Below are 25,708 nucleotides of genomic sequence, written 5' to 3'. Positions count from 1 at the left end.
ATTGAAATTAGTTAAATACCAATTATTGGTTAGATTGGAACGAGATAAGTCCGCGTTCTATCTATATTACTTCTCCGTACCGAATTCAGTTTGCTGTCTCTCCACCTCCATCAATACTTTTTGCCTTTCCTCTTCTGTCAGCACAACTTTCCCCGCCATTCTTTCTGTTCTAACAGGGCTTCCGGCCAGTCCTGCTCCGGCTGATTGGGCATCCGTCTCCTCCTCCGTATAACAGAAAGGCAGTTCTGACGGAATACTTTCTAATTCTATTTCCGTAGCAACCGGTGCATTCGTTCCTTCAAACTGCACATGGGCCTTCACCTTTATTTTGCCGGGCTTGCGGGTAGAACGGATCAATACGGGAGCAGAGCCAAACTCCACCGTGCGCGGATTGGCATTGATAGAGGCATCCCCTATAATTCGTCCTTCACCTTCTACAGTAAATACGATATTTTCTTTTGCCAGACGGCGCACATTACCGCTATCATCCGTCACTTCGGCCACCACTACGATAAAATCCGAACCGTCTGCCACCAATTGCTTTCCTTCCGTATCCACATACATACGCAACTTCGTGCTGCGGCGTGACGGCATCCGCTTATAGGTGCAAACCACTTTACCGTCTATAATTCCTTCTGCCACCATATTTACTTTCTGCCAGTTTTTTTGCTTATAACTATACTCGCGTGCTTCCCAGAAATCCCATACATCCTTGAATATCACCGGGGCATTAGGCATGTGTCCCTGCGCATGAACAACCGGAAGCGTCCGGCTCTCAGTACCGTCATAGACAGAGAGACGAACCGAGTCACAATTACTGAACACCACCACATCGGCATCCGAGAAAGGAGACATCTCATGGGCGATAAACACCATAGGCCCACATTCCGCCACAGGATGCTTCAATGTCGCGGCAGACTGGCTGCGAAAAGCATAATAAGCGTATTTAGGCTGACGGAACGCATCATAAATGCCCCCGAAATACGGATCGGGATGATACCCCCGCTGATGGTCAAAAGGATGCCATTGCGCCCCACCGACAAACTGCCCTGTAGTGCGGTACATTTCATCATAACTCTTTGATAATGACAACGCCTGCACCAGCAACGGGCGTTCCCCCCAGCTACGGCTGGCACGGTTATTATTATTATGTGCATACCAGTCATCCACATTCTCGCCAAACTCACGAGTAAAAATACATTGTTCCGGACGGTCTGCCTTCTCATCATCTCCCGGCCATCCGTACACCACATCATAGTTTTCCGCCACTCCTTTCGAATGAACATCGGCTGCCGCTACAGGACGTCCGGGATAAGGAAACTCCTCCCGTGTAATCCGTAACGCCTCCAGTGCGAAATCGCGCGGATAAGGCGTTTCATTCAAAATAGGCTCCCACATCAGCACACTGGGATGATTGCGGTCCCGGCGTATCATCTCACGGGTATTCCGATGTACCAGCTTTGCGAACTCCGGATTTTTATTCCAATATTGCCATCCCGGAGTAGCCACAATAACAAACAGCCCCATTTCGTCGCAAGCATCCATGAATGCCGGATCTTGCGGATAATGAGCTACACGGATAATGGTACATCCTGCATCACGCAAGCGTTTGGCATCCCTCCATTGCTGGCTGTTGGGCAGCGCATTACCCACGTATGCAAAATCCTGATGACGGTTCGCGCCGACCAATTGACCAAAAGGCTTGCCATTCAACCAAAAGCCATCCTTACCTTTAAATTCCGCTTTGCGGATCCCCACACGTGTCACTCCCCCATCCAACACTTCATGTCCGGCTTTGACACGAGATTGTATCCTATACAAATAAGGCGAGTCAGGAGACCATAACTTAGGATTGCGAACTGCAAACCGTTGCCGCACCGTCTTCGATTCCCCTGCTTGCAGCTTCACCTGTTGCGAAACCCGTTTTACGGGAACATCGCCGGCATCCGCCAAAACCGTCTCCACGGCTACGGTACGCGTCTGCTTTCCACTGTTATGCACTTCCGTATCCACATACACTTCCGCTTTTTTCCCGCTTATATTGTCAAAATGCACAAAAACTCCACCTCCGGCCACCTTATCGGCCTCCAAGGCATCTGTAATAGCTACACTTGATTTTCCTATCATCCACACATCCCGGTAAATTCCTCCATGATAAGCGAAATCCAAGGTATATTGACGTTTTCCCGGAGGAAAATTCTTATCATCACTATTATCCGTCATCACTGCCAGCAAGCAACTGTCTCCGGGCTGTACCCCCTGTTCCGTCAGTTGCACAGTGAAAGGAAGGTATCCTCCCAAGTGCTCTTGCACCCTCTTGCCATTTAAATAAATCACCTGTTTTCCCATAGCTCCCTCAAAATGAAGCGACACCTCTTTTCCTTTCATATCTTGAGGAATCACAAAATGTTTCCGGTACCATGCCACACCCTGATAGTTACGGCAACCGCTTGCCTCGGCAGGCATCAGTTCCACAGTATGCGGAACAGACACTACCTGCCAGGATGTATCATCAAAACGTACGGCTTCCGCGCCTTTTATGTCTCCACGATGAAAGCGCCATCCGGGATTGAAATTATATACTATTCTTCCGCTACCGGATAAAGGGATGAATCCGGCTACAGAGGTTTCCATTTGAGCTTGTGCCAACACAGGCAACAGGCACACAAGTAAAATAAACAGTTTCTTCATAATTATTACACTATCTGGGAAAAGAGACGGACCGGCCGTCCGTTTGTACCCGTTCCTTTTGAAAAAAGGTCTTGTTGTTTTTGAAAAAGATCCAGACATTTTAAAAAAAGGTCCTGATGTTTGGCGTCAAAGACAAGGTTCTTTTAAAAAAACGTCAAGGTCTTTTTATACAAAGAACAGGTCTTTTGAAAGGAATTACAAGGTCTTTTCACCAAGCTTTCCAAGGCTCAGGGCTCAAAGGCTCACTTAGGCGGTATTTAAGCCCAAAACAAGCTTCAAGAAACCTAATAACGCGCTGATTTTTAATTAATTACAATAAAAAGAAGGGGACAAGACTATATTCTGAAAAATAAAATGAATAATATAATGAGCCCCAGACATACACGAACGCATCCGACATTTACCGGAAAGAAAAATGTATAAATAAAAGAAACTTCTATTGACATCATCACTTGGTCATTCCGGGCATCGTGAAAAATCCGAATGTGCCCCATATCCATTGATCCGGCCATTATGAATAAAACCCGGCAAAAAACAAGCCTGGTCAAAGCAAACACAAATTCTATAAAACGACAGACAAAGTCAAGACAATCCTGAACTTTCCAAAGACCAAAGAATAATATTCAACCCGCACGTTTTGTCCCACCAAACAGACTGTAAAGCAAATACTTACACATCTACCAAGGTTTAAAATACCGCATAAGTGAGCCTTGAGCCTTGTGAGCCCTGGAAACGCATCGGAACGACTCTTTTTCTTTGCAGAAAGACACCCGATTTATTTATTCCAAATTTTAATCCCATTTATGTACTGTGAGTCAACACCAGAATAGGATACTAAATGTTCTTTTGAGGCCGATCCATATCTAGACACAACTTCGTTAGCTGCCCCGGATTGAACTGCTAGATCTATTGACTTTTTTCTTTTTGTCGTAACACTTTCTCCTAAAAAAGAAGTGTGACACTGCCAATAACCACATTTTAAAGTGCAGGTCCTGAGAAAACCTAAATCAACAGATATGGTAAAGCAGCCCACGCTATAACGTGGGAACTACCATGCCTATTCTTGTTGATTTTGTGTTTAGTTTCTCAAGCTTCGCACTTACAAGAGTAGCATAACGCTTCTTTATTTTCAAATGCATGGAAATGGTTACCCAAATCCGAGTACAGAATTACGGAAAAACATTTGAAAAAGAAGCGGTAAGATAAAAATATCTGTTTGATATTTGCTCTATTGTTTGGTAGGTTAGAAATAATTAATTACCTTTGCACCAACAAATCCCGCTCGCTTCCCGTAAGATTAGCGTACCCAGCGGGACATTTTTATTTATGGGAGTCAGGTATACAAATCGAGCCATAACCACGGAACAACAAATTGATATTCTCAAAGAAAGAGGTTTGCTTATTGATGATGTTGAGCGAGCTGTTAAAGCCCTTGACATCATAAGCTATTTTCGTCTTGCTGGTTATTGGCGACATTTTGAAGCTGACCACACTACGCATCAATTTAGAGAAGGTTGTCGTTTTGCAGATATTATCGACCTGTATTCCTTTGATAAGCAACTTAGGGCTTTGCTCTTTACTGCCATTCAAACGATTGAAGTTGCTGTTCGCACAAAAATAATCAAGCACTTTGCTCTTGAATTTGGAGCATTTTGGTTTATGGACGAAAACTTTGCCACCAATGAGGCTCGTTTTACTACCAATTTAGCTGTTATCCGTAAAGAGGTGGAACGCTCACACGATGATTTTATTACTGAGCATTTCCGCAAATACAACGAACCAGAGCTGCCTCCTGTATGGAAAACATTGGAGGTTATCTCAATGGGAACACTCTCTAAGCTCTATTCCAATTTTTCAAATGCCACGGCAAAACATGCTGTCGCAAGAGAGTTCGGTTTGAATCATCACAATTTTTTAGAAGCTGGTTAGAGTGTCTTGCGGTGCTTCGTAATTGTTGTGCTCATCATTCACGACTGTCCAACCGTGTCTTTCCGGTAAAACCAAAGATGCCAGAACGTATGCCAAATACATGGATTGCTGATTTCTCATTCCGAGAACAAACTCTTTATCCACAATTATGCTGTGTTGTGTATTGGCTCAACTCCATTGTTCTTGAAAATACATTCATTACCGATTTCAAGCAACTCTTGATAAGCCATCCATCAGTGAACACTCGCTTGTTGGGCTTCCCTCGTAATCGGGAACAAGAGCCTTTGTGGAGGTAATAATATCTACAATAAAATTATTTCCAAAAAACAATAAGTAACAAACAATATCGGATAAAATATTGTACCTTTGTATTGGCTTAGACATTGAGCCCAAATAGAAGTGAAATATCGGAAACGAATTGCACCGAAAAAAAGAATAAATCGCTCGTATTGACACCGTAGATGAGTTAATAATAACTAAAAGGGTTAAATATTCACCACTTAGAATATACCCTTAAAGGCTACGACCATATTTCCGGCTTACCACCAGTAAACTATTGATTAATAGAGCATTGATAGCATAAACCATTATCAGTAAGCATCTAATACAAATTACGTTGCACTATTTGTTTTTCATTTTTTTTAGTGTCCAAATCGTGATATATCCACTCCTTTTACTTTCTGTTTTTTATAACCACCGAAACGGTATGTGAAATTCAGAGATACAGTACGGGTATAGTATCCGCTATCCATATCCAAATATTGTTCCTTGAAGTGAACCTTCATATCCGGCATACTGGAGTTGGATATATCACTGCAACGTGCCGTAAGCGAACATCTGTCCTTGGCAAAATTCCATTTCATTCCGGCTGTGAGATTAAATGAACTGGCAAGATCCAACGTTCCCTGAATGAAAGGTGTCTGTATGTTTCCTATCAATTCAAAGGATAGGTTCTTGCCTACTTTGAAGCTGTTGTCAAGTGTGCCGATAAACAGCCATTTTTTGCGGTCAAATGGTACATCAAAAAAACGGTCGCATTTTTGCCGTGCCTGCATGCCTACAAGCGTGAGTCTTGCATCATACCAGTTTCCCATGCTGAGCGGCAAAATGACATTCACACCTATCATACGCATATAATTCCAGTTGGTATTTTTGTATATCAATGCCAGTCGGCCTGTTGCCTGATAAGGTGTTTGGGCAAAGTAATCGGATGTATGCGTGTAGAACAGACCGAAAATATACTTCTGTTTCAGTATGTACGTACCATTCAGGTTATAGTTTGTCATAGGGCGCAATCCCGGTGTTCCCTGAAGTTCGGAATATCCGTTCAGATATGTAACGTATATGTTTAGTGGCTATCAGATTCCAGTTCTTTCTCTATTTCCTCAATCGTAGGCAAACTGCCACGGAAATCTTTCGGCAAGGCTTGCCCTAATTCGTAGTCGGATATGCCTATTGGCTTCTGAATGTCACGCAAAGCATATTCAGCCTTGATACGGTCTTTGCTTTTACAAAGTAGCAAACCTATGGTTCGATTATCCCCCTCCCGGCAAAGGATGTCATCCACAGCAGAACAATAGAAGTTCAGCTTACCGATATATTCCGGCATAAACTCCGTATCTATCAACTCTATCACCAAATAGCGGTGTAGGAAGGTATTGTACATCAATATGTCAATATAGTAATCATCTCCTGACACCTCAATATGGTATTGTCGTCCCATGAAAGCAAAACCTGCACCCATTTCCACAAGGAATTTCTCTATATGTTTCACCAAACCGATTTCTACATCACGCTCATTGTATTGGTCGGTAAAGGTCAGCATATCGAATATATACGGGTCTTTGAGCATTGATTTCACATCGTTTGCTTCGGGAACAGGCAGGGTTTCAGTGAAATTGTTTGCCAACGCACCATGCTTGCCATAGTCATCAAGTTTGATAGCTTCTTGCAGATAGCGTGTATTCCAATGCGATGTAATACTTTGCACCATATACCAATGCCGTGCGCGAATATCCTTGACTTGTTGTAAGAGTATCAGGTTATGCGTCCAACCTAGATGTTTGATAGGAAAGGAAAAATTATATTCGCCTAATTGCGCAATCATTGATTGCGCAATTGAAGAATCAGCACCTTTCACCATCGTAAGTTCTTGATTGTATTCGTTGAAGAACTGTATCATACACTGCATGTTGCGCACAGAAAAACCCTTTATTTCGGAATAATCGTTCTTCAAGTCCACGGACAAGCGTTGCAAGGTTTTCTTGCCCCAACCATCTGCATCTTGACTTTGCTGCAACATACCTCCAATATCCCAATACATTCGGAGCATTTCTTCGTTGGCGGCATAAATCGCTCGTTGTTGGGCAACCAATACCCGCTGCTTGATTTTACGAAGCAGTGCCGCATAACCATTGAAATTATCTGCCAAGTTATCAATTGCTTGTTTATCTGTTTTTTTAGTCATAATCTTCTTTGATATTTCCACAAAGTTACGCTTTTTATTCGATTGTACATCAAATTCTTACAATATTATTAGTTATACCCATTATGGGCTATCTTCTCATTGAGAAACCTCTTTTCTGCTGTTGGTCATAATGTTATCTTACAACCGGTCTTTTCTTTTAGCATTTCTATAAATTCGACCAAGTTATAAGCCCCTTTTATAGTATAGGTTCTACCATTATGTTCTTGAGAATATATAGGATATTCAACAACAAATCCTAACAAAAATATCAAAACAAGTACTTTTGCATTCATCGTGATTCTGATTTTACATAAATAATTATTTATCCTGTATTTTTCTTTTCCCATGATAAGTTGTCATCCAATAAACACAATGTTTCCATGACTTCCTGGATCGATGCAGTCATTTCAAAATCAAGAGAATACCGAGCGAACGGATAAGATACACTGTTTTCAACCTCAAATTATACGGAAAAACCCATACCTTTTTTATACCTTTGCCCCCAAAAGAAAACAACAGACATGGAACTATTCAATAAAATGATTGCCGCAGCCCTGAAGGTTTCCGTACATCAAGTAGACAATACATTATCTCTACTGGGCGGGGGAGCTACCATCCCTTTCATAAGCCGATACCGGAAAGAGGCAACCGGAGGGCTGGACGAAGTACAAATAGGCGAAATTAAAGACAGAAATGACAAGTTGTGTGAACTGGCCAAGCGAAAAGAAACCATTCTTTCTACCATAGAAGAACAGGGCAAACTGACAGAAGAATTGCGCAAACGCATTGAACAGAGTTGGGATGCCACCGAAGTGGAAGACATATATCTGCCCTATAAGCCGAAACGTAAGACCCGCGCCGAAGCGGCACGGCAAAAAGGACTGGAACCGCTTGCCACCTTACTGTTATTGCAACGCGAAAACCATCTGGACAGCCGTCTCCCCGCTTTTGTGAAAGGAGATGTGAAAGACGAAGAGGATGCGCTGAAAGGCGCGCGCGACATCATAGCCGAACAAGTGAGCGAGGACGAGCGCGCCCGCAACCAACTGCGCAACCAATTTTCCCGACAAGCTGTCATCACCTCCAAAGTGGTGAAAGGCAAAGAGGAAGAAGCTGCCAAATACCGCGATTATTTCGATTTCAGCGAACCTTTGAAACGCTGTTCCTCCCACCGTCTGCTGGCTATCCGCCGGGGAGAGTCGGAAGGCCTGTTGAAAGTAAGTATAAGTCCTGATGACGAAGAGTGCGCCGGACGGCTGGAACAAATGTATGTCCGTGGCAACAATGAATGCAGCCGCCAGGTAGGTGAGGCAGTGCGTGATGCGTACAAGCGGCTTCTGAAGCCTTCCATCGAAACCGAATTTTCAGCCTTGAGCAAGGAGAAAGCCGACGAGGAGGCAATCCGCGTCTTCGCCGGAAACCTGAGACAGCTTCTGCTGGCTCCTCCTTTGGGACAGAAACGGGTCATGGGAATTGATCCCGGCTACCGTACCGGATGTAAAATAGTCTGTCTGGACGCACAAGGCTCTTTGCTGCACAATGAAACCATTTATCCGCATCCGCCCAAGAATGAATACTCACAGGCAGCCCGCAGCATCGTGAAATTGGTAGAACAATATCAGATAGAGGCAATCGCCATAGGCAATGGCACCGCCAGCCGTGAGACAGAACAATTCATCACTTCACAACGCTATGACCGTGAATTGCAAGTATTTGTAGTAAGCGAGGACGGAGCATCCATTTACTCGGCCTCGAAAACCGCCCGAGACGAGTTCCCTGAATACGACGTGACCGTGCGTGGAGCCGTATCCATAGGCCGCCGGTTGATGGACCCGCTGGCCGAACTGGTGAAAATAGATGCCAAATCTATCGGAGTGGGACAATACCAGCATGATGTGGACCAGACTTTATTGAAGAAATCATTGGACCAGACAGTGGAAAGTTGTGTGAACCTGGTAGGTGTGAACCTCAATACCGCCAGCCGCCATCTGCTGACTTATATATCGGGACTAGGTCCTGCCTTGGCTCAAAACATTGTGGATTACCGCACCGAGAACGGGCCTTTCAGTTCACGCAAGGAGTTATTGAAAGTACCCCGGATGGGAGCGAAAGCGTTTGAGCAATGCGCAGGGTTCCTGCGTATCCCACAAGCGAAGAATCCGCTGGACAACTCGGCCGTGCATCCCGAAAGCTATCCCATAGTGGAGCAAATAGCCAAAGACCTGAACTGCACCGTAGACGAACTGATAAAAAGCAAAGAACTGCGCAGCCGGATTGATATCAAGAAGTATGTCACCCCGACAGTGGGGCTTCCCACCCTGACAGACATCATGCAGGAATTGGACAAGCCGGGACGCGACCCAAGGCAACAAATCCAAGTTTTTGAATTTGACAAGAATGTAAAGACCATAGAGGATTTGACTGAAGGAATGGAACTGCCCGGCATTGTGAACAATATTACCAACTTCGGTTGCTTTGTAGATATAGGAATCAAAGAGAAGGGTCTGGTGCACGTATCACAACTGGCCGACAAATTTGTGAGCGACCCCACCACCGTAGTCAGCATCCATCAGCATGTACGAGTGAAAGTGATGAGCATAGACCTAGAGCGCAAGCGCATCCAGCTCACTATGAAAGGATTGAATCAATAATTGCAACAAGGTAAAAAAGAATATGGAAGAAGATATAGAAACCTGCGGCTGGTTCGTTTTTTATAAGGATCAGCTGCTGATAGAGAAAAAGAACGGAATGTACACCATACCTTTCGGAACAGAGCCTCCCATGCCTGTTCCGGTGGGAAGCACTATCCACACCATCGGAGAGATAGAGGGACGCACTGCCAAGACTTTCTCCGTACATGCCCCGGTGCCCGGCAGCGAAAATGACCGCCACCTGATGATGGATCTCCGGAGTTCATACGACGTATTGCCTTGGGAAGAGTACAATGTGGGTGGCAAAGCCTTCCAGATACTGAATTGGGACAAGAACAGCCGCTATTGCCCCATGTGCGGCGTACCTACCGTACAGATTTCTCCTATTGCTAAAAAATGCCCCCAATGTCGTCAGGAAATTTATCCGCGCATCTCTCCTGCCATCATTGTATTGATACGCCGGGAAGACAGCATACTGCTGGTCCACGCCCGCAACTTCCGGGGAACCTTCAACGGTTTGGTAGCCGGTTTTCTTGAACCGGGCGAAACTTTGGAGGAATGTGTGCACCGCGAGGTACTGGAAGAAACAGGACTCCATATCAAAAACCTGAAATATTTCGGCAGCCAGCCGTGGCCTTATCCCAGCGGAATCATGATAGGCTTCACCGCCGATTATGAAAGCGGAAACATCAAACTACAACAAGAAGAACTGAGTGCCGGCGCTTTCTATACCAAAGACAACTTGCCGGAGATACCCAAAAAGCTGAGCCTGGCAAGAAAACTGATTGATGCGTGGCTGGAGGAAAAGAATCATTTATAGAACGAGATGAGTCATGTTCCATCCATAAATACCTATTTATCGCTTGCAGAACTTAAAAATGTACTATCTTTGCAATATGGAATGGTTAAATAGCTTATTTTTTGAACACACGCCTTTACAGGCGGTTGTAATCCTCTCGATTATCATTGCCGTGGGGCTCGGTTTAGGTAAAATCCACCTGTTTGGCATTTCATTGGGAGTTACCTTCGTCTTTTTTGCCGGTATTCTGGCCGGACACCTGGGATTCTCAATCGACCCGAATATGCTGAATTACGCCGAGAGTTTCGGTCTTGTGCTTTTTGTATACGAACTTGGCTTGCAGGTAGGTCCCGGCTTTTTCAGTTCATTCCGTAAAGGCGGCGTACAGCTCAATATGCTGGGCATAGGCGTTATTCTGACAGGTACGGTCATGACGGTGCTTTTCAGCAAACTGGGAGGCATACCGATGAGCGATATGGTAGGCATCCTTTGTGGAGCCACCACCAATACTCCCGCTTTGGGGGCCGCCCAACAGACATTGAAACAAATGGGGGAACCCGCCAGTGGCGCTGCGTTAAGTTGCGCCGTAACCTATCCGCTGGGAGTGGTAGGTGTTATTCTGGCCATGCTGCTGGTACGCAAATTATTTGTCCGTCCCTCAGATATCGACATTCACGAGCACGAGGACACCAATCAGACATTCATTGCCACCTTCAAAGTGCACAATCCCGCCATTTTCAATAAAAGCATAAAAGAAGTAGCTTTATTAAGCTATCCTAAATTTGTTATCTCCCGTTTATGGCGGGAAGGCACGGTAAGCATCCCCACTTCAGAAAAAATACTGAAAGAGAATGACCGCCTGCTGGTTATCACCACCGAAAAGGACGCTCCCTCGCTCACGATTCTTTTCGGCGAACAGGAAAACCAGGATTGGAATAAAGAAGACATCGACTGGAATGCCATAGACAGCCAATTGATTTCCAAACATATCGTTATCAGCCGCCCCGAAATAAACGGGAAAAAACTAGGCTCTTTACGTCTGCGCAACAGCTATGGCATCAACATCAGCCGTGTGATGCGCAGCGGGGTACAACTGCTTGCCACACCGGGGCTGATCCTCCAACTGGGCGACCGGCTGACCGTAGTGGGAGAAGCCAAAGCCATAGAGAATGTGGAAAAAGTATTGGGCAATGCGGTTAAAACGTTGAAGGACCCTAATCTTGCCGCCATTTTTATAGGTATTGTACTGGGATTGATACTAGGCTCCATCCCTATCGCCATCCCCGGCATCAGCACTCCCGTTAAATTAGGCCTGGCAGGCGGACCTATCGTAGTAGGAATTCTTATCGGATGCTTTGGCCCCCGTTTCCACCTCATCACTTATACCACCCGGAGTGCCAACCTGATGCTGCGCGGTATCGGGTTATCCCTCTATCTGGCTTGCCTGGGACTGGATGCAGGCGCACATTTCTTCGAGACAGTGATGCGCCCCGAAGGAGCCATCTGGATAGCTGTAGGCTTCGCCATCACCTTTATTCCAGTAGTCATTATGGCATTAGTGGCCCTCCGCATAAGCCACCTCGACTTCGGAAGCACCTGTGGCATGCTGTGTGGAAGCATGGCAAACCCTATGGCATTGAACTATGCCAATGACACGTTACCCGGTGATAATCCGGCAGTGAGTTATGCCACCGTATATCCGCTGTCCATGTTCAGCCGGGTCATTATAGCCCAATTAATACTTATGTTTTTTATATAATTTCCAGCTATGAACGCTTATAATTCTATCACCCCGGAAACCATACAGGAAGATATGCGATACCTGCAACTGCTGTCGCATAGTTTCCCCACTATAGCCGATGCCAGTACGGAAATAATCAACCTGGAAGCTATTCTGAACCTGCCTAAAGGTACAGAACATTTCCTTGCCGACCTGCACGGAGAGTACGAAGCATTCCAGCATGTATTGCGGAATGCTTCCGGGGCCATCAAAAGAAAAGTAAATGAAATATTCGGCAATACCCTGCGCGAGAATGAAAAAAAAGAACTATGTACGCTGATTTATTATCCGGAACAAAAACTGGATCTGGTAAAAGCAGTGGAAACGGATTTGGACGACTGGTATGTCATCACGTTGAACCAACTGGTACGTGTATGCCAGAATGTATCCTCCAAATATACCCGTTCCAAAGTGCGGAAGTCGCTTCCCAAAGAATTCTCGTATATCATTCAGGAGTTGTTGCACGAAAACTCAATGGTTCCCAACAAGCAGGCGTATATTAACGTCATCATCAGCACCATCATTTCTACCCGCCGCGCCGATGACTTTATCATTGCCTTATGCAACCTCATCCAACGGCTCACCATAGACACACTGCATGTGCTGGGTGATATATTCGACCGTGGTCCCGCCCCCCACCGCATTATGGACATATTATGCGATTATCATAATTTCGATGTACAATGGGGAAACCATGACATTTTATGGATGGGAGCCGCAGCCGGCAACGACTGCTGTATGGCAAACGTGCTACGCCTGGCCATGCGTTATGGCAACCTTGCCGCCTTGGAGGATGGATATGGCATCAACCTTCTGCCCTTGGCCACCTTTGCCATGGAAACATACGCAGACGATCCCTGCACCCTATTCGGACCGAAAGTAGAGAAAGAAGACTGTACTTACAATGCCAAGACACTGCGCATGATAGGCCAGATGCACAAAGCAATCAGTGTTATCCAGTTCAAGCTGGAAGCAGAGATTATCAGGCGCCGCCCCGATTTCGAGATGGACGACCGTATGCTGCTACACCGTATAGATTTTGAGCGTAAGACTATCACAATGCCCAATGGAAAAGAATATGAACTGAAAGACAGCTTTCTTCCTACGGTAAATCCTGCCGATCCTTATAAGCTGACAGACGAAGAACGGGAGATTATGAACAAACTCCATCGTTCGTTTGTCAGCAGTGAGAAATTGAAAAAACATATCCGCTGCCTGTTCCGTTACGGATGTATGTACACGGTGAGCAACTCAAATCTGCTGTTCCACGCCTCCATACCCCTGAATGCCGACGGTACGCTGAAAGATGTGTCCATAGCCGGAAAAATGTACAAAGGAAAAGCCTTGCTGGAAAAGGTAGGGCACTTGATCCGTACCGCCTTCTTCGCTGAGGAAGACAACGAGGACAGACCCTTTGCCGTAGACTATGTATGGTACTTGTGGTGTGGCAAAGACTCCCCTGCTTTCGACAAAGACAAAATGGCTACTTTTGAACGTTACTTCTTAAAAGAGAAAGAGTTGCACAAGGAAGTGAAAGGTCACTATTACAGCCTGCGCAATGAAGAAAAAGTATGTGATATGCTGCTGGACGAGTTCGGCGTGATAGGAACACACCGCCATATCATCAACGGGCATGTACCCGTAAAAACCATCCAAGGTGAGAATCCGATAAAAGCAAACGGCAAGATGATGGTCATAGACGGAGGATTCTCTAAAGCGTACCATTCGGAAACCGGAATTGCCGGATATACACTGGTATACCATTCGCGCGGATTCCAACTGGTACAGCACGAACCGTTCACCTCAATGCAAAAAGCCATTGAAGAAGGGCAGGATATCAAATCGAGCACCCAGATAGTAGAAATGAGCACCCAACGCATGATGGTAAAGGACACTGACAAAGGACGGGAACTGGTGACACAGATCAACGATTTAAAGAAATTGCTGATGGCCTACCGGACAGGACTTATCAAGGAGAAATCCATATAAACAGATTATCCGCAATCATACTACCGGATAATAAATGAAAGTTTATTGCCCCCTATGATTGCGGATAAAAAGGGACATTCATTAAATATTACAAAATCAGCCAACTAATTCATACACAAAGTATTGCGAATTAGTTGGCTTTTTTGTATCTTTAGGTATTCCCCCGAAAATAAGATTTGACGGCCAAAACGGGGGAAATATCCAAACTAATAAGATATGGCAAAGATAGTGAATATTTCAGAAATTCACCCTACTTTGGGTTTTACAGAATTTGATATTCTGGAAAAATACCGCAAGAGTTTTAATGAGAGTGAGCTTGGCAAGCTTCATTCGGTCTTTCCGTTTGAATGTATGGCAAAAGCCGCCGGCCTGTCGGACCGGCGCCTGGGACGCAGGAACAGATTCAGTCCTTCCGCAAAGATCGCCCTTATGGTCCTGAAGGCATACACCGGATTCTCCGACAGGCAACTGGTGGAACATCTGAACGGGAACATACACTACCAGATTTTCTGTGGAATTATGATTCCCCCGTCCCTTCCCATAACCAACTTCAAGATAGTCAGTGCCATCCGTAATGAGATAGCATCCCGCCTTGACATTGATTCTTTCCAGGAGCTCCTGGCTTCACACTGGAAACCTTATCTTGATAACCTTCACGTCTGCATGACCGATGCCACATGCTATGAAAGCCACATGCGTTTTCCTACGGACATGAAACTCCTTTGGGAAAGCCTCGAATGGCTCTACAGGCATATATGCCGGCATTGCAGGGAGTTGGGCATAAGGCGTCCGCGCAACAAATACAGGAATGTGGCGGAATCCTATCTGTCCTACTGCAAGAAAAGAAAGAGGAGAGCTTCAAGGACAAGAATGCTTAAGCGCCGTATGATCAAGCTTCTTGAAAAGCTCCTCAGTCAAAGGGATGGGATCCATAGCGAGTACGGTGCTTTACTCCGATATACCCAGGATTATCATAAGCGTCTTTCCATCATCAGAAAGGTGCTTGTACAAGAAAAGGAAATGTTTGAAGGGCGGAAAGTCAGTGACCGCATCGTCAGCATTGACCGTCATTATGTACGTCCCATCGTCAGAGGCAAGGAAAACAAGTCCGTCGAGTTCGGTGCAAAGGTCAATAATATACAGATAGACGGCATATCGTTCATCGAACACCTCTCGTTCAAGGCATTCAATGAGGGTATACGCTTGAAGGACTGTATCCGTATGCAGCAGAAGCTTATGAATGTAAGGGTAAGATGTGTGGCTGCCGATTCCATATATGCCAATAATGCCAACAGAAAGTTCTGTACAAAATATGGGATATCCACATCCTTTGTGCGCAAGGGAAGGGCGGCCAAAGATGAGCCTTTGAGGAAGGTGCTTAGAAGCGAACTCTCAAAAGAAAGGGCAACACGGCTTGAAGGAAGCTTCGGCACTCAAAAGCAACATTACTCGCTCTCAAGGATAAAGGCCAGAAACAGGAAGACGGAAATACTGTGGATTTTCTTTGGAATACATACGGCAAATGCCATACTGATGATAGAAAAAATCAGAAACAAAACAGCTAAAGCAGCATGATATGATTTTACTCACAGAATCAGAAGAGGTCATCAGACTTCTTCCGGAACGTCATGTCCTGTCGGATAGAAGTATGTGAGAAAGCACGGAAAAATGACAATAAGAATGGCATATGAAATGGTCATGCCCTATCATCTTCATATGCCATCTTATTTTTTAGAGACATTTACTGAATATCCCTAAAAAAATAAAGCCCGTATCAGACTCACGTCTACCGGGCTTTTGGATTACCGAACAAAAATATCGTTATACAATCTTGTTCATCGCCGAATCAGGGAAAACCACCGTCGGCTTGAACGATTTAGCTTCCTCAAAATCCATCATGGCGTATGACATGATAATCACAATGTCACCCACCTGTACTTTCCGGGCAGCAGCCCCATTCAGACAAATACATCCCGAACCGCGCTCACCCTTAATAATATAAGTTTCAAACCTCTCGCCGTTATTATTATCCACAATGTGCACTTTCTCGCCGGCAATCATGTTGGCGGCATCCATCAAGTCCTCGTCAATCGTAATACTACCCATGTAATTCAAATTGGCTTCCGTTACACGGACACAATGCAGTTTCGACTTTAATACCTCAATCATCATAATTCTAATGGTTAACGATCACTATCCCTTATATTTTATATTATCTATCAAACGTACCTCTCCGCAAAATACCGTAATGCAACCTACTGCATAATCCGTATCTTCCCAATCCGTTATTTTCTGAAGCGTAGTGCCGTCTACTATTTCAAAATATTCCAGACGCAAACCCGGAGCGGCAGCAATCGCATCTTCTACAAACTTCTGAGTCTCAGCGACCGGATGAGATTTTGCAAAAGTACAACTCTTAAATAAAGTCTGCGAAATATTCAGCGCATACTCTCTCTCCACCGCAGAAAGCCGTGCATTGCGGCTGCTCAATGCCAGCCCGTCTTCCTCACGCACAATAGGACAACCTACAATTTCCAGTCCGTTGAACCCTATCTGTTTCACCATTTCACGAATAATAGCCAACTGCTGGAAATCTTTCTCACCGAAATAAGCACGGGTAGGATTTACAATCATAAACAGCTTGCTCACTATCTGGCATACTCCATTGAAATGTCCCGGACGGAAACGGCCTTCCATCACTGTGTCCAACGGCGCATAGCTGAACTGCCGGGTATCAGGCTCAGGATAAATCTCTTCTACAGACGGAGCAAAAACAAAAGCCGCCCCTACTTTTTCCAACAATTCACAATCGGCATCCAATGTACGCGGATATTTTGCCAAGTCATTTTTGTCGTTAAACTGGGTAGGATTCACAAAATCACTTACCACCACTACATCATTTTCTGCAACAGCACGTTTCACCAACGAAGCGTGTCCGGCATGGAGTGCACCCATCGTAGGTACCAAACCTATTGTCTTTCCCTCACTGCGCAGGGCATCCAGCTCTGACTGAAGCTCTTTGATTGTTTGAACTAACTTCATCTTTTTATCTCTTTTGTTTGAGTAGTTTCATTTAAAACGGCTGCAAAGTAAACCATTATTTGGGAGATAACGAAGAAAAAAAGAGTTTTAATTAATGATGAGTGGTTAGTAATAAGTGGTTAATAGCTTGCAGATATGGCGCAATAAGCCCTCTTCAGCCACCGGCCGGCCACCTGTTCTTTCCCATTTTTCACCTAATTCCGCAAGGCATCGGCCATTAACTTCCAACTGCTAATTACTAATTACCAGCCACTTAACATATCATAAGGAATTATTATTCCTCGTTTCTTGCCACTCTCATCTATTTTTTTTATATCTTTGCAAAATGATTATGAGCAACAAAAAGTTAAGATGAAGGCAAATAAAGTTTTATTTATTACACAAGAGATTACCCCTTACGTTCCCGAATCCGAAATGGCAAACATGGGAAGATTTCTTCCTCAGGCTATTCAGGAAAAAGGCAGAGAAATCAGAACTTTTATGCCAAAATGGGGCAATGTCAATGAGCGCAGAAACCAATTACACGAAGTCATCCGCCTGTCCGGCATGAATTTAATCATAGACGATACGGACCATCCGCTGATTATCAAGGTAGCATCTATCCAAGCTGCACGTATGCAGGTTTACTTCATTGACAATGACGACTATTTCCAGCACCGCCAAATGGTAGCTGACGAAAACGGTGTAGAATACAAAGACAATGACGAACGTGCTATTTTTTATGCACGCGGCGTATTGGAAACGGTAAAGAAATTACGCTGGTGTCCGGACATTATCCATTGCCAAGGGTGGATGAGTGCATTTGTACCTCTTTATATCAAGAAGGCTTATCAGGATGAACCGTCATTCAGAGACTCAAAAGTAGTATTTTCGGTGTTTGAAGATGATTTCAAATCGGACTGCGAAGGTAATCTGACTGAAAAACTCATGCTGAAAGGCATTGAAAAGAATGATGTGGAAAGCATCGTCAAATCTCCGGCAAATTACGAGGAGCTGTGCAAACTGGCCATTGCCTACTCCGACGGTGTGATACAAAACAGCGAAAAAGTGAACGAGAATGTCATGAAGTTCGCCCGTGAATCGGGTGTGCCCGTGCTCGACTATCAGCCTGCCGATACCTATGTAGATGCTTTCAATGAGTTCTATGACAAAGTATGGGAGTTTGAAAAGAAATAACTCACTAAGAATAATAAAGATGAAAATCAAATACTTATGCGCATTGTTGTTGGCTGCACTTATTTATAGTTGCGATGATTCAACAACCGGCATCGGGACTGATCTTATCCCCGGTGGAGATAAGATTCCGGCAAATACAGACAGTTATGAGTTTACCACCAAATCTCTGTTGGCCGACTCTGTTTATGCACGTACCAGTACTGCATATTTAGGACGATATACCGATGAGCAATTTGGAGAATTTACTGCCGACTTTATAGCACAGTTCACCTGTATGGACAACTTCAAATTTGAAGAAGAGCTGACCAAAGTCATCGGAGTAAATATAAGTCTGCAATACGGGTCTTTCTTTGGTGACTCACTGAATGCCATGCGCTTACAGGTTGACACATTGGACAAGGTTATTCCTGAAAAAGAACTAAGTACTTTCTATACCAGTGTGGATCCTAAAGATTATTACAACGAAAAAGGAAAGCCTATCGCTGTAAAAGCCTATTCGGCAGTAGGTCCGTCTACAAGCAAAGATGAAACTACAACCACAAGCAGCGGTGTCAAGCAAAGAACAATTATACAGACTATCAAATTGCCCAATTCATTAGGCGATCACATCTTCAACAAATACAAGGAGAACAAAGAGTATTTCAAGACTCCTGAAAGTTTTATCAAGAATGTATTAAAGGGAGTTTACATTCGCTGTACTCATGGCGACGGAACCATTTTATACATTGACGGTTTAAGCCTGAATCTTAATTTTGAAGCCCTGATAGAAAGTTCTTCCGGCAAGCGGGATTCGTTGGTTTACAAGTCCTATTTCTTTGGAGCAACCAAGGAAGTGATACAAGCCAACCACTTCAGTAACGGTAGCAGATTGGAAGAGTTAGCCCAAGATCCGGACCATACTTACCTCAAAAGTCCGGCAGGTATTTTTACAGAAGCGACTTTCCCCATTGCAGAGATTTACAATGAACATAAAAGAGATACGCTAAATGGTGTAAATGTATCGTTCACACGCTACAACGAGAAAGAGTCCAAATACAAAATGGGCATCCCCCAATATGTATTGATGGTCAGAAAGAAAGATATGTTCTCGTTCTTTGAAGAAAACAAGATTATCGACAACAAGACTTCTTTCTTAAGTTCATATAGCAGCAGTAACAATACATACACCTTTACCAACATCGCTCCCTTAATCACTTACTGTATTGAGGAACGGAAAAAAGGCATAACAGCAGCAGGTGGAGATCCTGAAAAGGAAGAAGACGGAAAAAAATGGGACGCTGAAAATCCGGACTGGAACAGAGTTGTCATCATACCTGTCAAAGCAGTATCCAATTCAAACAATGAAATAGTTGAAATATCCAACAGCTTAGGTATGGAAAGCGCTATGTTAAAAGGTGGAACGAATCCTGAGAATAAGCTGAAAATGCAAATCTTCTACACTACATTTTAAGACTTTTTTATTTAACCAAATAAAGAACAGGCGGCAACTACAGCAATATAGTTTCCGCCTGTTTAATTTACTCCACCGTAATCATACCACACCGGATGATAAATGGAAATTCATGGAACGCAAATATCCCATCAACACTTCACACCATGATTGAGAATGACCATAAAAACAGACTATATAAAATAAGCCGGCAAAATCCTTTTCACGGATTCTGCCGGCTTATTTATGTTTATGGGAATCCTCTATCCCCTAGAAAGGCAAATCATCCTTCTCGTCTGTCGCGGCAAAATCTACCGGTGCAGCGGGAGCAGCATTCATGGGAGGAAACGGAGCATCCGGTGCAACAGGTCCCTGGGCACCCACACGCTCTACTTTCCACGCACGGATACTGTTGAACCAACGACCATTCCACTCGCGGGCATCCACATCAAAAAACACATTCAACTCTTCACCTGCCTGAATATTAAATTGCGCTATCTTATCTGCTCCAAATACGTCAAAACACATTTTTTTAGGATATTGATCATGCGTTTCAATTACGTATTCTTGTACTTTCCATTCATTTCCTGTCTTTGAAACTCCTCCTCTCGGTTCGAGGACTGCTATTACTTTTCCTGCTAATTCCATATTACGTTATTTAAATTCGCCACGAAAGTACACTTTTCCTTGCGAGTAAACTAATTTTTTCGCCATTTTTTGCGCTTGAACCATAATCTTTTCGTAACTTTGGCAGTTAAATGAATATAGAGATATAGAATATAAATATAATAATATAAAACTATGAAGTTCATCGTTTCAAGTACTGGATTATTCAGTCATTTACAAGCTATTAGCCGAGTAATCAACTCTAAAAATTCGTTACCTATTCTTGATTGTTTCTTAATGGAACTGACTGACGGAACGTTGTCGCTCACTGCCTCTGACAGCGAAACGACCCTCTCCACTTCTTTGGAAGTAAATGAAAGTGACGGTGACGGACGCTTTGCCGTTTCTTCAAAAACCATACTCGAAGCCCTGAAAGAAATACCCGAACAACCACTGACTTTCCTGGTAAATACAGAGAATCTGGAAATCACCGTACAATATCAGAATGGTAAATACAGCCTGATGGGACAAAATGCCGACGAATATCCGCAGGCTCCCGCATTAGGCGCAAATGCGGTACACGTAACAATGGGCGCTCCGGTGATGCTGGCGGGTATCAACCGTTCCTTGTTCGCTACTGCCGATGACGAGTTACGTCCGGTAATGAATGGTATTTATTTTGATATCACTACCGAAGACATCACTTTCGTAGCCTCAGACGGGCACAAATTAGTACGCAATAAAACATTTGTGGCACACGGCGATGAAAAAGCCGCTTTCATTCTGCCCAAGAAACCGGCAACCCTGCTGAAGAACCTGTTGCCGAAAGAACAAGGAGATGTGCAAATTGATTTTGACGACCGTAACGCTACGTTTACATTAGAAAACTACAGCATGATATGCCGTCTTATCGAAGGACGCTATCCCAATTATAATTCAGTAATTCCGCAGGATAATCCGCACAAGGCCACCATTGACCGCATGATGCTGATCAGTGCGCTCCGCCGTGTATCTGTATTCTCATCACAAGCAAGCAGTTTGATAAAACTCCGCCTCAGTGAAAATCAGATCCAGATCTCCGCACAAGACATAGACTTCTCCACCTCAGCAGAAGAAACACTGACTTGCCAATATACAGGAAGCCCCATGAGCATCGGCTTTAAATCAACATTCCTGATCGATATTTTAAACAATATCTCGGCACAGGAAATACTTTTCGAACTGGCTGATCCTTCACGTGCGGGTGTTATTGTTCCTGTAGAACAGGAAGAAAAAGAAGACCTGCTGATGCTGCTGATGCCTATGATGCTGAACGACTAAAAACAACACGCCACCATGTGGCGGAAAAACAATATATAATACAAGCTGAAAATGAAATTGAACTTGAAGAATCCTATTGTTTTTTTCGATTTGGAAACAACGGGAACAAATATAAACACAGACAGAATAGTGGAAATATGCTATCTGAAGGTGTACCCAAACGGCAACGAAGAAACGAAGACCATGCGTATCAATCCGGAAATGCATATTCCCGAACAATCTTCTGCCATCCACGGTATTTATGACGCAGATGTGGCGGACTGCCCTACTTTCAAGGAAGTGGCAAAAGAGATAGCCCGGGACATTGAGGGATGTGACCTTGCCGGTTTCAATTCCAATCGTTTCGACATTCCGGTTCTGGCCGAGGAGTTCCTGCGCGCAGGAGTAGACATTGACATGATGAAACGAAAATTCATTGACGTGCAGGTGATTTATCACAAACTGGAACAGCGCACCCTGTCTGCCGCCTATAAATTCTATTGCGGAAAGAATCTGGAAGATGCCCATACAGCCGAAGCCGACACACGTGCCACATACGAAGTACTGAAATCCCAATTGGACCGCTATCCGGAAGAATTGCAAAACGATATGGCATTTCTAGCCGAATATTCAAGTTTCAACAAGAACGTAGATTTCGCCGGACGCATTGTTTATGATGACAAAGGCGTGGAAGTCTTTAATTTTGGGAAATACAAAGGAATGTCGGTCAGCGAAGTATTACAAAAAGATCCGGGCTACTACAGCTGGATACTGAACGGTGACTTTACGCTGAACACGAAAAACGTACTGACAAAAATCAGACTACGTGAATCGGGAATGATGAAATGAGTATGAAAGGAAAAAAAATCGTACTAGGTATAACCGGAAGTATAGCCGCCTATAAAGCGGCTATACTCATTCGCGGACTTATTAAGAAGGGAGCGGAAGTACAAGTCGTGATTACCCCCGCAGGCAAAGAATTCATCACACCTATCACTTTGTCTGCATTAACAAGCAAACCTGTTATCAGCGAGTTTTTTGCCCAGCGTGACGGGACATGGAACAGCCACGTTGATTTGGGACTATGGGCGGATGCCATGATTATCGCTCCGGCTACCGCATCCACTATTGGTAAAATGGCCAACGGAATAGCGGACAATATGCTGATCACGACTTATCTGTCAATGAAAGCTCCCGTATTCGTAGCTCCGGCAATGGATCTGGATATGTTCGCACACCCTTCCACCCGGAAGAATCTGGACACGCTCCGTTCTTACGGAAATCATATTATAGAACCGGCAGAAGGGGAACTGGCAAGCCATCTGGTAGGAAAAGGCAGAATGGAAGAACCGGAAAAAATAGTGGAAATTCTGGAAGCTTTCTTTGCCAAACAACAAGACATGGCCGGAAAGAAAGTAGTCATTACCGCCGGTCCAACCTACGAGAAAATAGATCCGGTACGCTTTATCGGCAATTATTCTTCAGGAAAAATGGGATTCGCACTTGCCGAGGAATGCGCTTCACGTGGAGCGGAAGTATCGCTAATCAGCGGACCGGTAACGATTCAGGCCCATCACCCTAACATCCGCCGCATAGATGTGGAAAGTGCCGGAGAAATGTACGAAGCCGCCATCCGCGAGTTTCCTACAGCTTCGGCCGGCATCCTGTGTGCGGCAGTGGCCGACTTTACCCCGGAAACCGTAGCCGGTCATAAAATCAAAAGAGAGAAAGATAATTTAATACTGCAATTGAAACCCACACAAGACATTGCCGCCGCACTGGGAAACCGGAAAAAAGACGGACAGACATTAGTGGGATTTGCCTTGGAAACAAATGATGAAACAAAAAATGCACAAAGAAAACTGGAACGTAAGAACCTTGATTTCATTGTACTGAACTCATTGAACGACCAAGGAGCCGGGTTTCGTTGTGACACCAACAAAATAACGATTATAGACCGTCAGGGAGCAACTCCTTATCCGCTGAAAAGCAAACAGGAAGTAGCAAGGGATATTATTGACAGACTGGTAAATAATAAATAATTTCTTAATTTGCCATGTTGCCAATGTGCCAATGTGCTAATGTGCTAATGTGCTAATTACCATGCGGAATACAACAGCGCAGCAAATTAGCAAATTGACAAATCAGCAAATTATTAAAAAGGAGCAAGAATATGCTGCAATCTATCTATATACAGAATTATGCATTGATTGATACATTGGATATCAGTTTCACCCCCGGCTTCTCTGTCATCACCGGAGAGACCGGTGCCGGTAAATCGATTATTCTAGGCGCTATCGGCTTGTTACTGGGACAACGGGCCGATATCAAAGCGATCAAGAAAGGCGCCAATAAATGTATTGTAGAAGCACGTTTCAACATCTCCGCCTATCAGATGGAGCCTTTCTTTACCCAAAGAGATTTGGAATATGATCCGGATGAATGTATTATCCGCCGCGAGTTATATGCATCAGGTAAAAGCCGCGCATTCATAAACGATACTCCGGCCTCATTGGCGCAGATGAAGGAACTGGGCGAGAAACTGATAGATGTACATAGCCAGCATCAAAACCTGTTGCTCAACAGTGAGGGATTCCAATTGAATGTATTGGATATCCTGGCACAGGATGACAACGAACTTTCAGCATACAAGGATATTTATACCGAGTACAGGAACGTATGCAAACAGCTGGCCGACTTCATAACGCAAGCCGAGCAAAGCCGGAAGGATGAAGATTACATCCGGTTCCAACTGGAACAGCTGGATGATGCAAACCTTCAGGAAGGAGAACAAACCGAACTGGAACAGGAAGCCGAAACCTTGAATCATGCCGAAGAGATAAAAGCGGGCTTGTACAAAGTGGACCAAATAATGGCTTCGGAAGATGCCAGCCTGTTGTCCGCTACCAAAGAATGTATGCAAACCCTGCATAACATAGCGAGAGTGTACACACGTGCCCAGGAATGGATAGGGCGTTTAGACAGTTGTTACATAGAACTGAAAGATCTGTCGCATGAAATAGCAGGCGCACAGGAGGAAGTGGAGTTCAACCCCACCCGTCTGGATTATGTAAATGAACGCCTGAACTTAATCTACTCTTTGCAACAGAAGCATCACGTACAAACAATAGAGGAATTGATAGCCGTGCAAACCGACTATCATGAGAAGCTGAACGCCATCACTTCTTTTGATGACCGTATAGCAGAACTTACCGCCCAAAAAGAAACGCTATATGACAAAGTGATAAAGCAAGCTGCTGTGTTGACAAAACTCCGTTCCCAATCGGGCAAGCACATTGAAAGACAGATGCAAAGCCTGCTGGTTCCTCTCGGTATGCCCAATGTGCGCTTTGTGGTGGAACTGAATCCGCGCAAGGAACCGGACAGTAAAGGGATGGACAGTGTGACATTCCTGTTTTCGGCCAACAAGAATGGAACATTACAAAATGTAGCTTCCGTAGCATCGGGTGGTGAGATTGCCCGTGTCATGCTTTCGCTGAAAGCCATGATAGCCGGAGCTGTGAAACTGCCTACTATCATCTTTGATGAAATAGACACCGGAGTTTCCGGTTCCATCGCCGAGAAAATGGCGCTCATCATGCAGGAGATGGGAAAACAAAACCGTCAGGTCATCAGCATCACCCACCTGCCCCAGATTGCAGCACGCGGCATCACTCATTATAAAGTATATAAGGAAGATACGGAAACAGGCACCAACAGCCACATCCGCCGCCTGACTGATGAAGAAAGAGTAAAAGAAATTGCCAATATGCTAAGTGGGGCTACCTTGACAGAGGCAGCCCTGAACAATGCAAAGGCGCTGATAAGTGGCTAGTGCCAATTACCACTA

The 25,708-nt window shown here is 44.5% G+C and carries 19 protein-coding genes and 1 pseudogene; 13 read left to right on the top strand and 7 right to left on the bottom strand.

The window, feature by feature from the left end; all coding sequences use genetic code 11:
• Positions 1–66 precede the first annotated feature (66 nt).
• On the bottom strand, positions 67–2,691 hold the full coding sequence (locus tag BVU_RS14675; RefSeq protein WP_011965810.1) for a glycoside hydrolase family 2 protein: 2,625 nt from the start codon (positions 2,689–2,691) through the stop codon (positions 67–69).
• A gap of 1,263 nt (positions 2,692–3,954) precedes the next feature.
• Here BVU_RS14675 and BVU_RS14660 point away from each other — a divergent pair.
• Positions 3,955–4,620: an Abi family protein gene (locus BVU_RS14660; protein ID WP_011965808.1), complete on the top strand. Its 666-nt coding sequence runs from the start codon at positions 3,955–3,957 to the stop codon at positions 4,618–4,620.
• 11 nt (positions 4,621–4,631) lie between these two features.
• Positions 4,632–4,916 carry a hypothetical protein gene (locus BVU_RS23125; RefSeq protein WP_368326776.1) on the top strand — a complete coding sequence of 95 codons (285 nt, stop codon included), beginning with the start codon at positions 4,632–4,634 and terminating at the stop codon, positions 4,914–4,916.
• Positions 4,917–5,261: 345 nt separating this feature from the next.
• Here BVU_RS23125 and BVU_RS14655 read toward each other — a convergent pair.
• The 3 genes and pseudogenes from BVU_RS14655 to BVU_RS22265 form a co-directional block, all read right to left on the bottom strand.
• A pseudogene (locus BVU_RS14655) lies at positions 5,262–5,960 on the bottom strand (outer membrane beta-barrel protein); the annotation flags it as partial.
• 8 nt (positions 5,961–5,968) lie between these two features.
• A complete protein-coding gene (locus BVU_RS14650) occupies positions 5,969–7,087 on the bottom strand; it encodes a PDDEXK nuclease domain-containing protein (RefSeq protein ID WP_011965805.1) in 1,119 nt (372 codons plus the stop codon).
• 125 nt (positions 7,088–7,212) lie between these two features.
• Positions 7,213–7,434, bottom strand: coding sequence for a hypothetical protein (locus BVU_RS22265; protein ID WP_041174472.1), 222 nt, complete (start codon positions 7,432–7,434; stop codon positions 7,213–7,215).
• 174 nt (positions 7,435–7,608) lie between these two features.
• On the opposite strand from BVU_RS22265, the gene BVU_RS14640 reads away from it, so the two are divergent.
• The 5 genes from BVU_RS14640 to BVU_RS14620 all read left to right on the top strand — a co-directional run bounded on the left by BVU_RS14640 (position 7,609) and on the right by BVU_RS14620 (position 15,881).
• Positions 7,609–9,738: a Tex family protein gene (locus BVU_RS14640; protein ID WP_011965804.1), complete on the top strand. Its 2,130-nt coding sequence runs from the start codon at positions 7,609–7,611 to the stop codon at positions 9,736–9,738.
• Positions 9,739–9,760: 22 nt separating this feature from the next.
• Positions 9,761–10,558, top strand: coding sequence for an NAD(+) diphosphatase (gene nudC / locus BVU_RS14635; protein ID WP_011965803.1), 798 nt, complete (start codon positions 9,761–9,763; stop codon positions 10,556–10,558).
• A gap of 76 nt (positions 10,559–10,634) precedes the next feature.
• Positions 10,635–12,296: a putative transporter gene (locus BVU_RS14630; RefSeq protein ID WP_005847874.1), complete on the top strand. Its 1,662-nt coding sequence runs from the start codon at positions 10,635–10,637 to the stop codon at positions 12,294–12,296.
• Positions 12,297–12,305: 9 nt separating this feature from the next.
• Positions 12,306–14,306, top strand: coding sequence for a fructose-1,6-bisphosphatase (locus BVU_RS14625; RefSeq protein WP_005844705.1), 2,001 nt, complete (start codon positions 12,306–12,308; stop codon positions 14,304–14,306).
• Positions 14,307–14,522: 216 nt separating this feature from the next.
• Positions 14,523–15,881 (top strand): transposase, encoded by a 1,359-nt coding sequence (locus tag BVU_RS14620; protein WP_011965174.1) that lies wholly within the window; start codon positions 14,523–14,525, stop codon positions 15,879–15,881.
• 246 nt (positions 15,882–16,127) lie between these two features.
• Here the strand turns inward: BVU_RS14620 and panD are convergent, their stop codons facing one another.
• Positions 16,128–16,478, bottom strand: a complete 351-nt coding sequence (panD, locus tag BVU_RS14615; protein WP_005843461.1) for an aspartate 1-decarboxylase — start codon at positions 16,476–16,478, stop codon at positions 16,128–16,130.
• Between the two features lie 21 nt (positions 16,479–16,499).
• Entirely contained in the window at positions 16,500–17,348 is an 849-nt protein-coding gene (panC, locus tag BVU_RS14610; protein WP_005843459.1) for a pantoate--beta-alanine ligase, read from the bottom strand.
• 351 nt (positions 17,349–17,699) lie between these two features.
• Here panC and BVU_RS14605 point away from each other — a divergent pair, with 351 nt between their 5' ends.
• Positions 17,700–18,524, top strand: coding sequence for a glycogen/starch synthase (locus BVU_RS14605; RefSeq protein ID WP_005843457.1), 825 nt, complete (start codon positions 17,700–17,702; stop codon positions 18,522–18,524).
• A gap of 19 nt (positions 18,525–18,543) precedes the next feature.
• Positions 18,544–19,974, top strand: a complete 1,431-nt coding sequence (locus BVU_RS14600) for a DUF4270 domain-containing protein (protein ID WP_011965802.1) — start codon at positions 18,544–18,546, stop codon at positions 19,972–19,974.
• A 249-nt stretch (positions 19,975–20,223) separates the two neighbouring features.
• Here the strand turns inward: BVU_RS14600 and BVU_RS14595 are convergent, their stop codons facing one another.
• Positions 20,224–20,601: a DUF3127 domain-containing protein gene (locus BVU_RS14595; protein ID WP_005843453.1), complete on the bottom strand. Its 378-nt coding sequence runs from the start codon at positions 20,599–20,601 to the stop codon at positions 20,224–20,226.
• Between the two features lie 153 nt (positions 20,602–20,754).
• On the opposite strand from BVU_RS14595, the gene dnaN reads away from it, so the two are divergent.
• The 4 genes from dnaN to recN all read left to right on the top strand — a co-directional run bounded on the left by dnaN (position 20,755) and on the right by recN (position 25,693).
• A complete protein-coding gene (gene dnaN, locus BVU_RS14590; protein WP_005843451.1) occupies positions 20,755–21,879 on the top strand; it encodes a DNA polymerase III subunit beta in 1,125 nt (374 codons plus the stop codon).
• A gap of 51 nt (positions 21,880–21,930) precedes the next feature.
• Positions 21,931–22,707, top strand: coding sequence for a 3'-5' exonuclease (locus BVU_RS14585; protein ID WP_005843449.1), 777 nt, complete (start codon positions 21,931–21,933; stop codon positions 22,705–22,707).
• A complete protein-coding gene (coaBC, locus tag BVU_RS14580; RefSeq protein WP_005847882.1) occupies positions 22,704–23,900 on the top strand; it encodes a bifunctional phosphopantothenoylcysteine decarboxylase/phosphopantothenate--cysteine ligase CoaBC in 1,197 nt (398 codons plus the stop codon). Before BVU_RS14585 ends, coaBC begins: the two co-directional genes overlap by 4 nt.
• 131 nt (positions 23,901–24,031) lie before the next feature.
• Positions 24,032–25,693, top strand: coding sequence for a DNA repair protein RecN (gene recN / locus BVU_RS14575; protein ID WP_005843444.1), 1,662 nt, complete (start codon positions 24,032–24,034; stop codon positions 25,691–25,693).
• The last annotated feature ends 15 nt before the right edge of the window (positions 25,694–25,708 follow it).

This window comes from Phocaeicola vulgatus ATCC 8482 (genome assembly GCF_000012825.1).
In the GTDB taxonomy this organism is placed as follows: domain Bacteria; phylum Bacteroidota; class Bacteroidia; order Bacteroidales; family Bacteroidaceae; genus Phocaeicola; species Phocaeicola vulgatus.
Note: the sequence above shows the minus strand (reverse complement) of the source record. Positions and strands in the feature narration are given on the sequence as shown.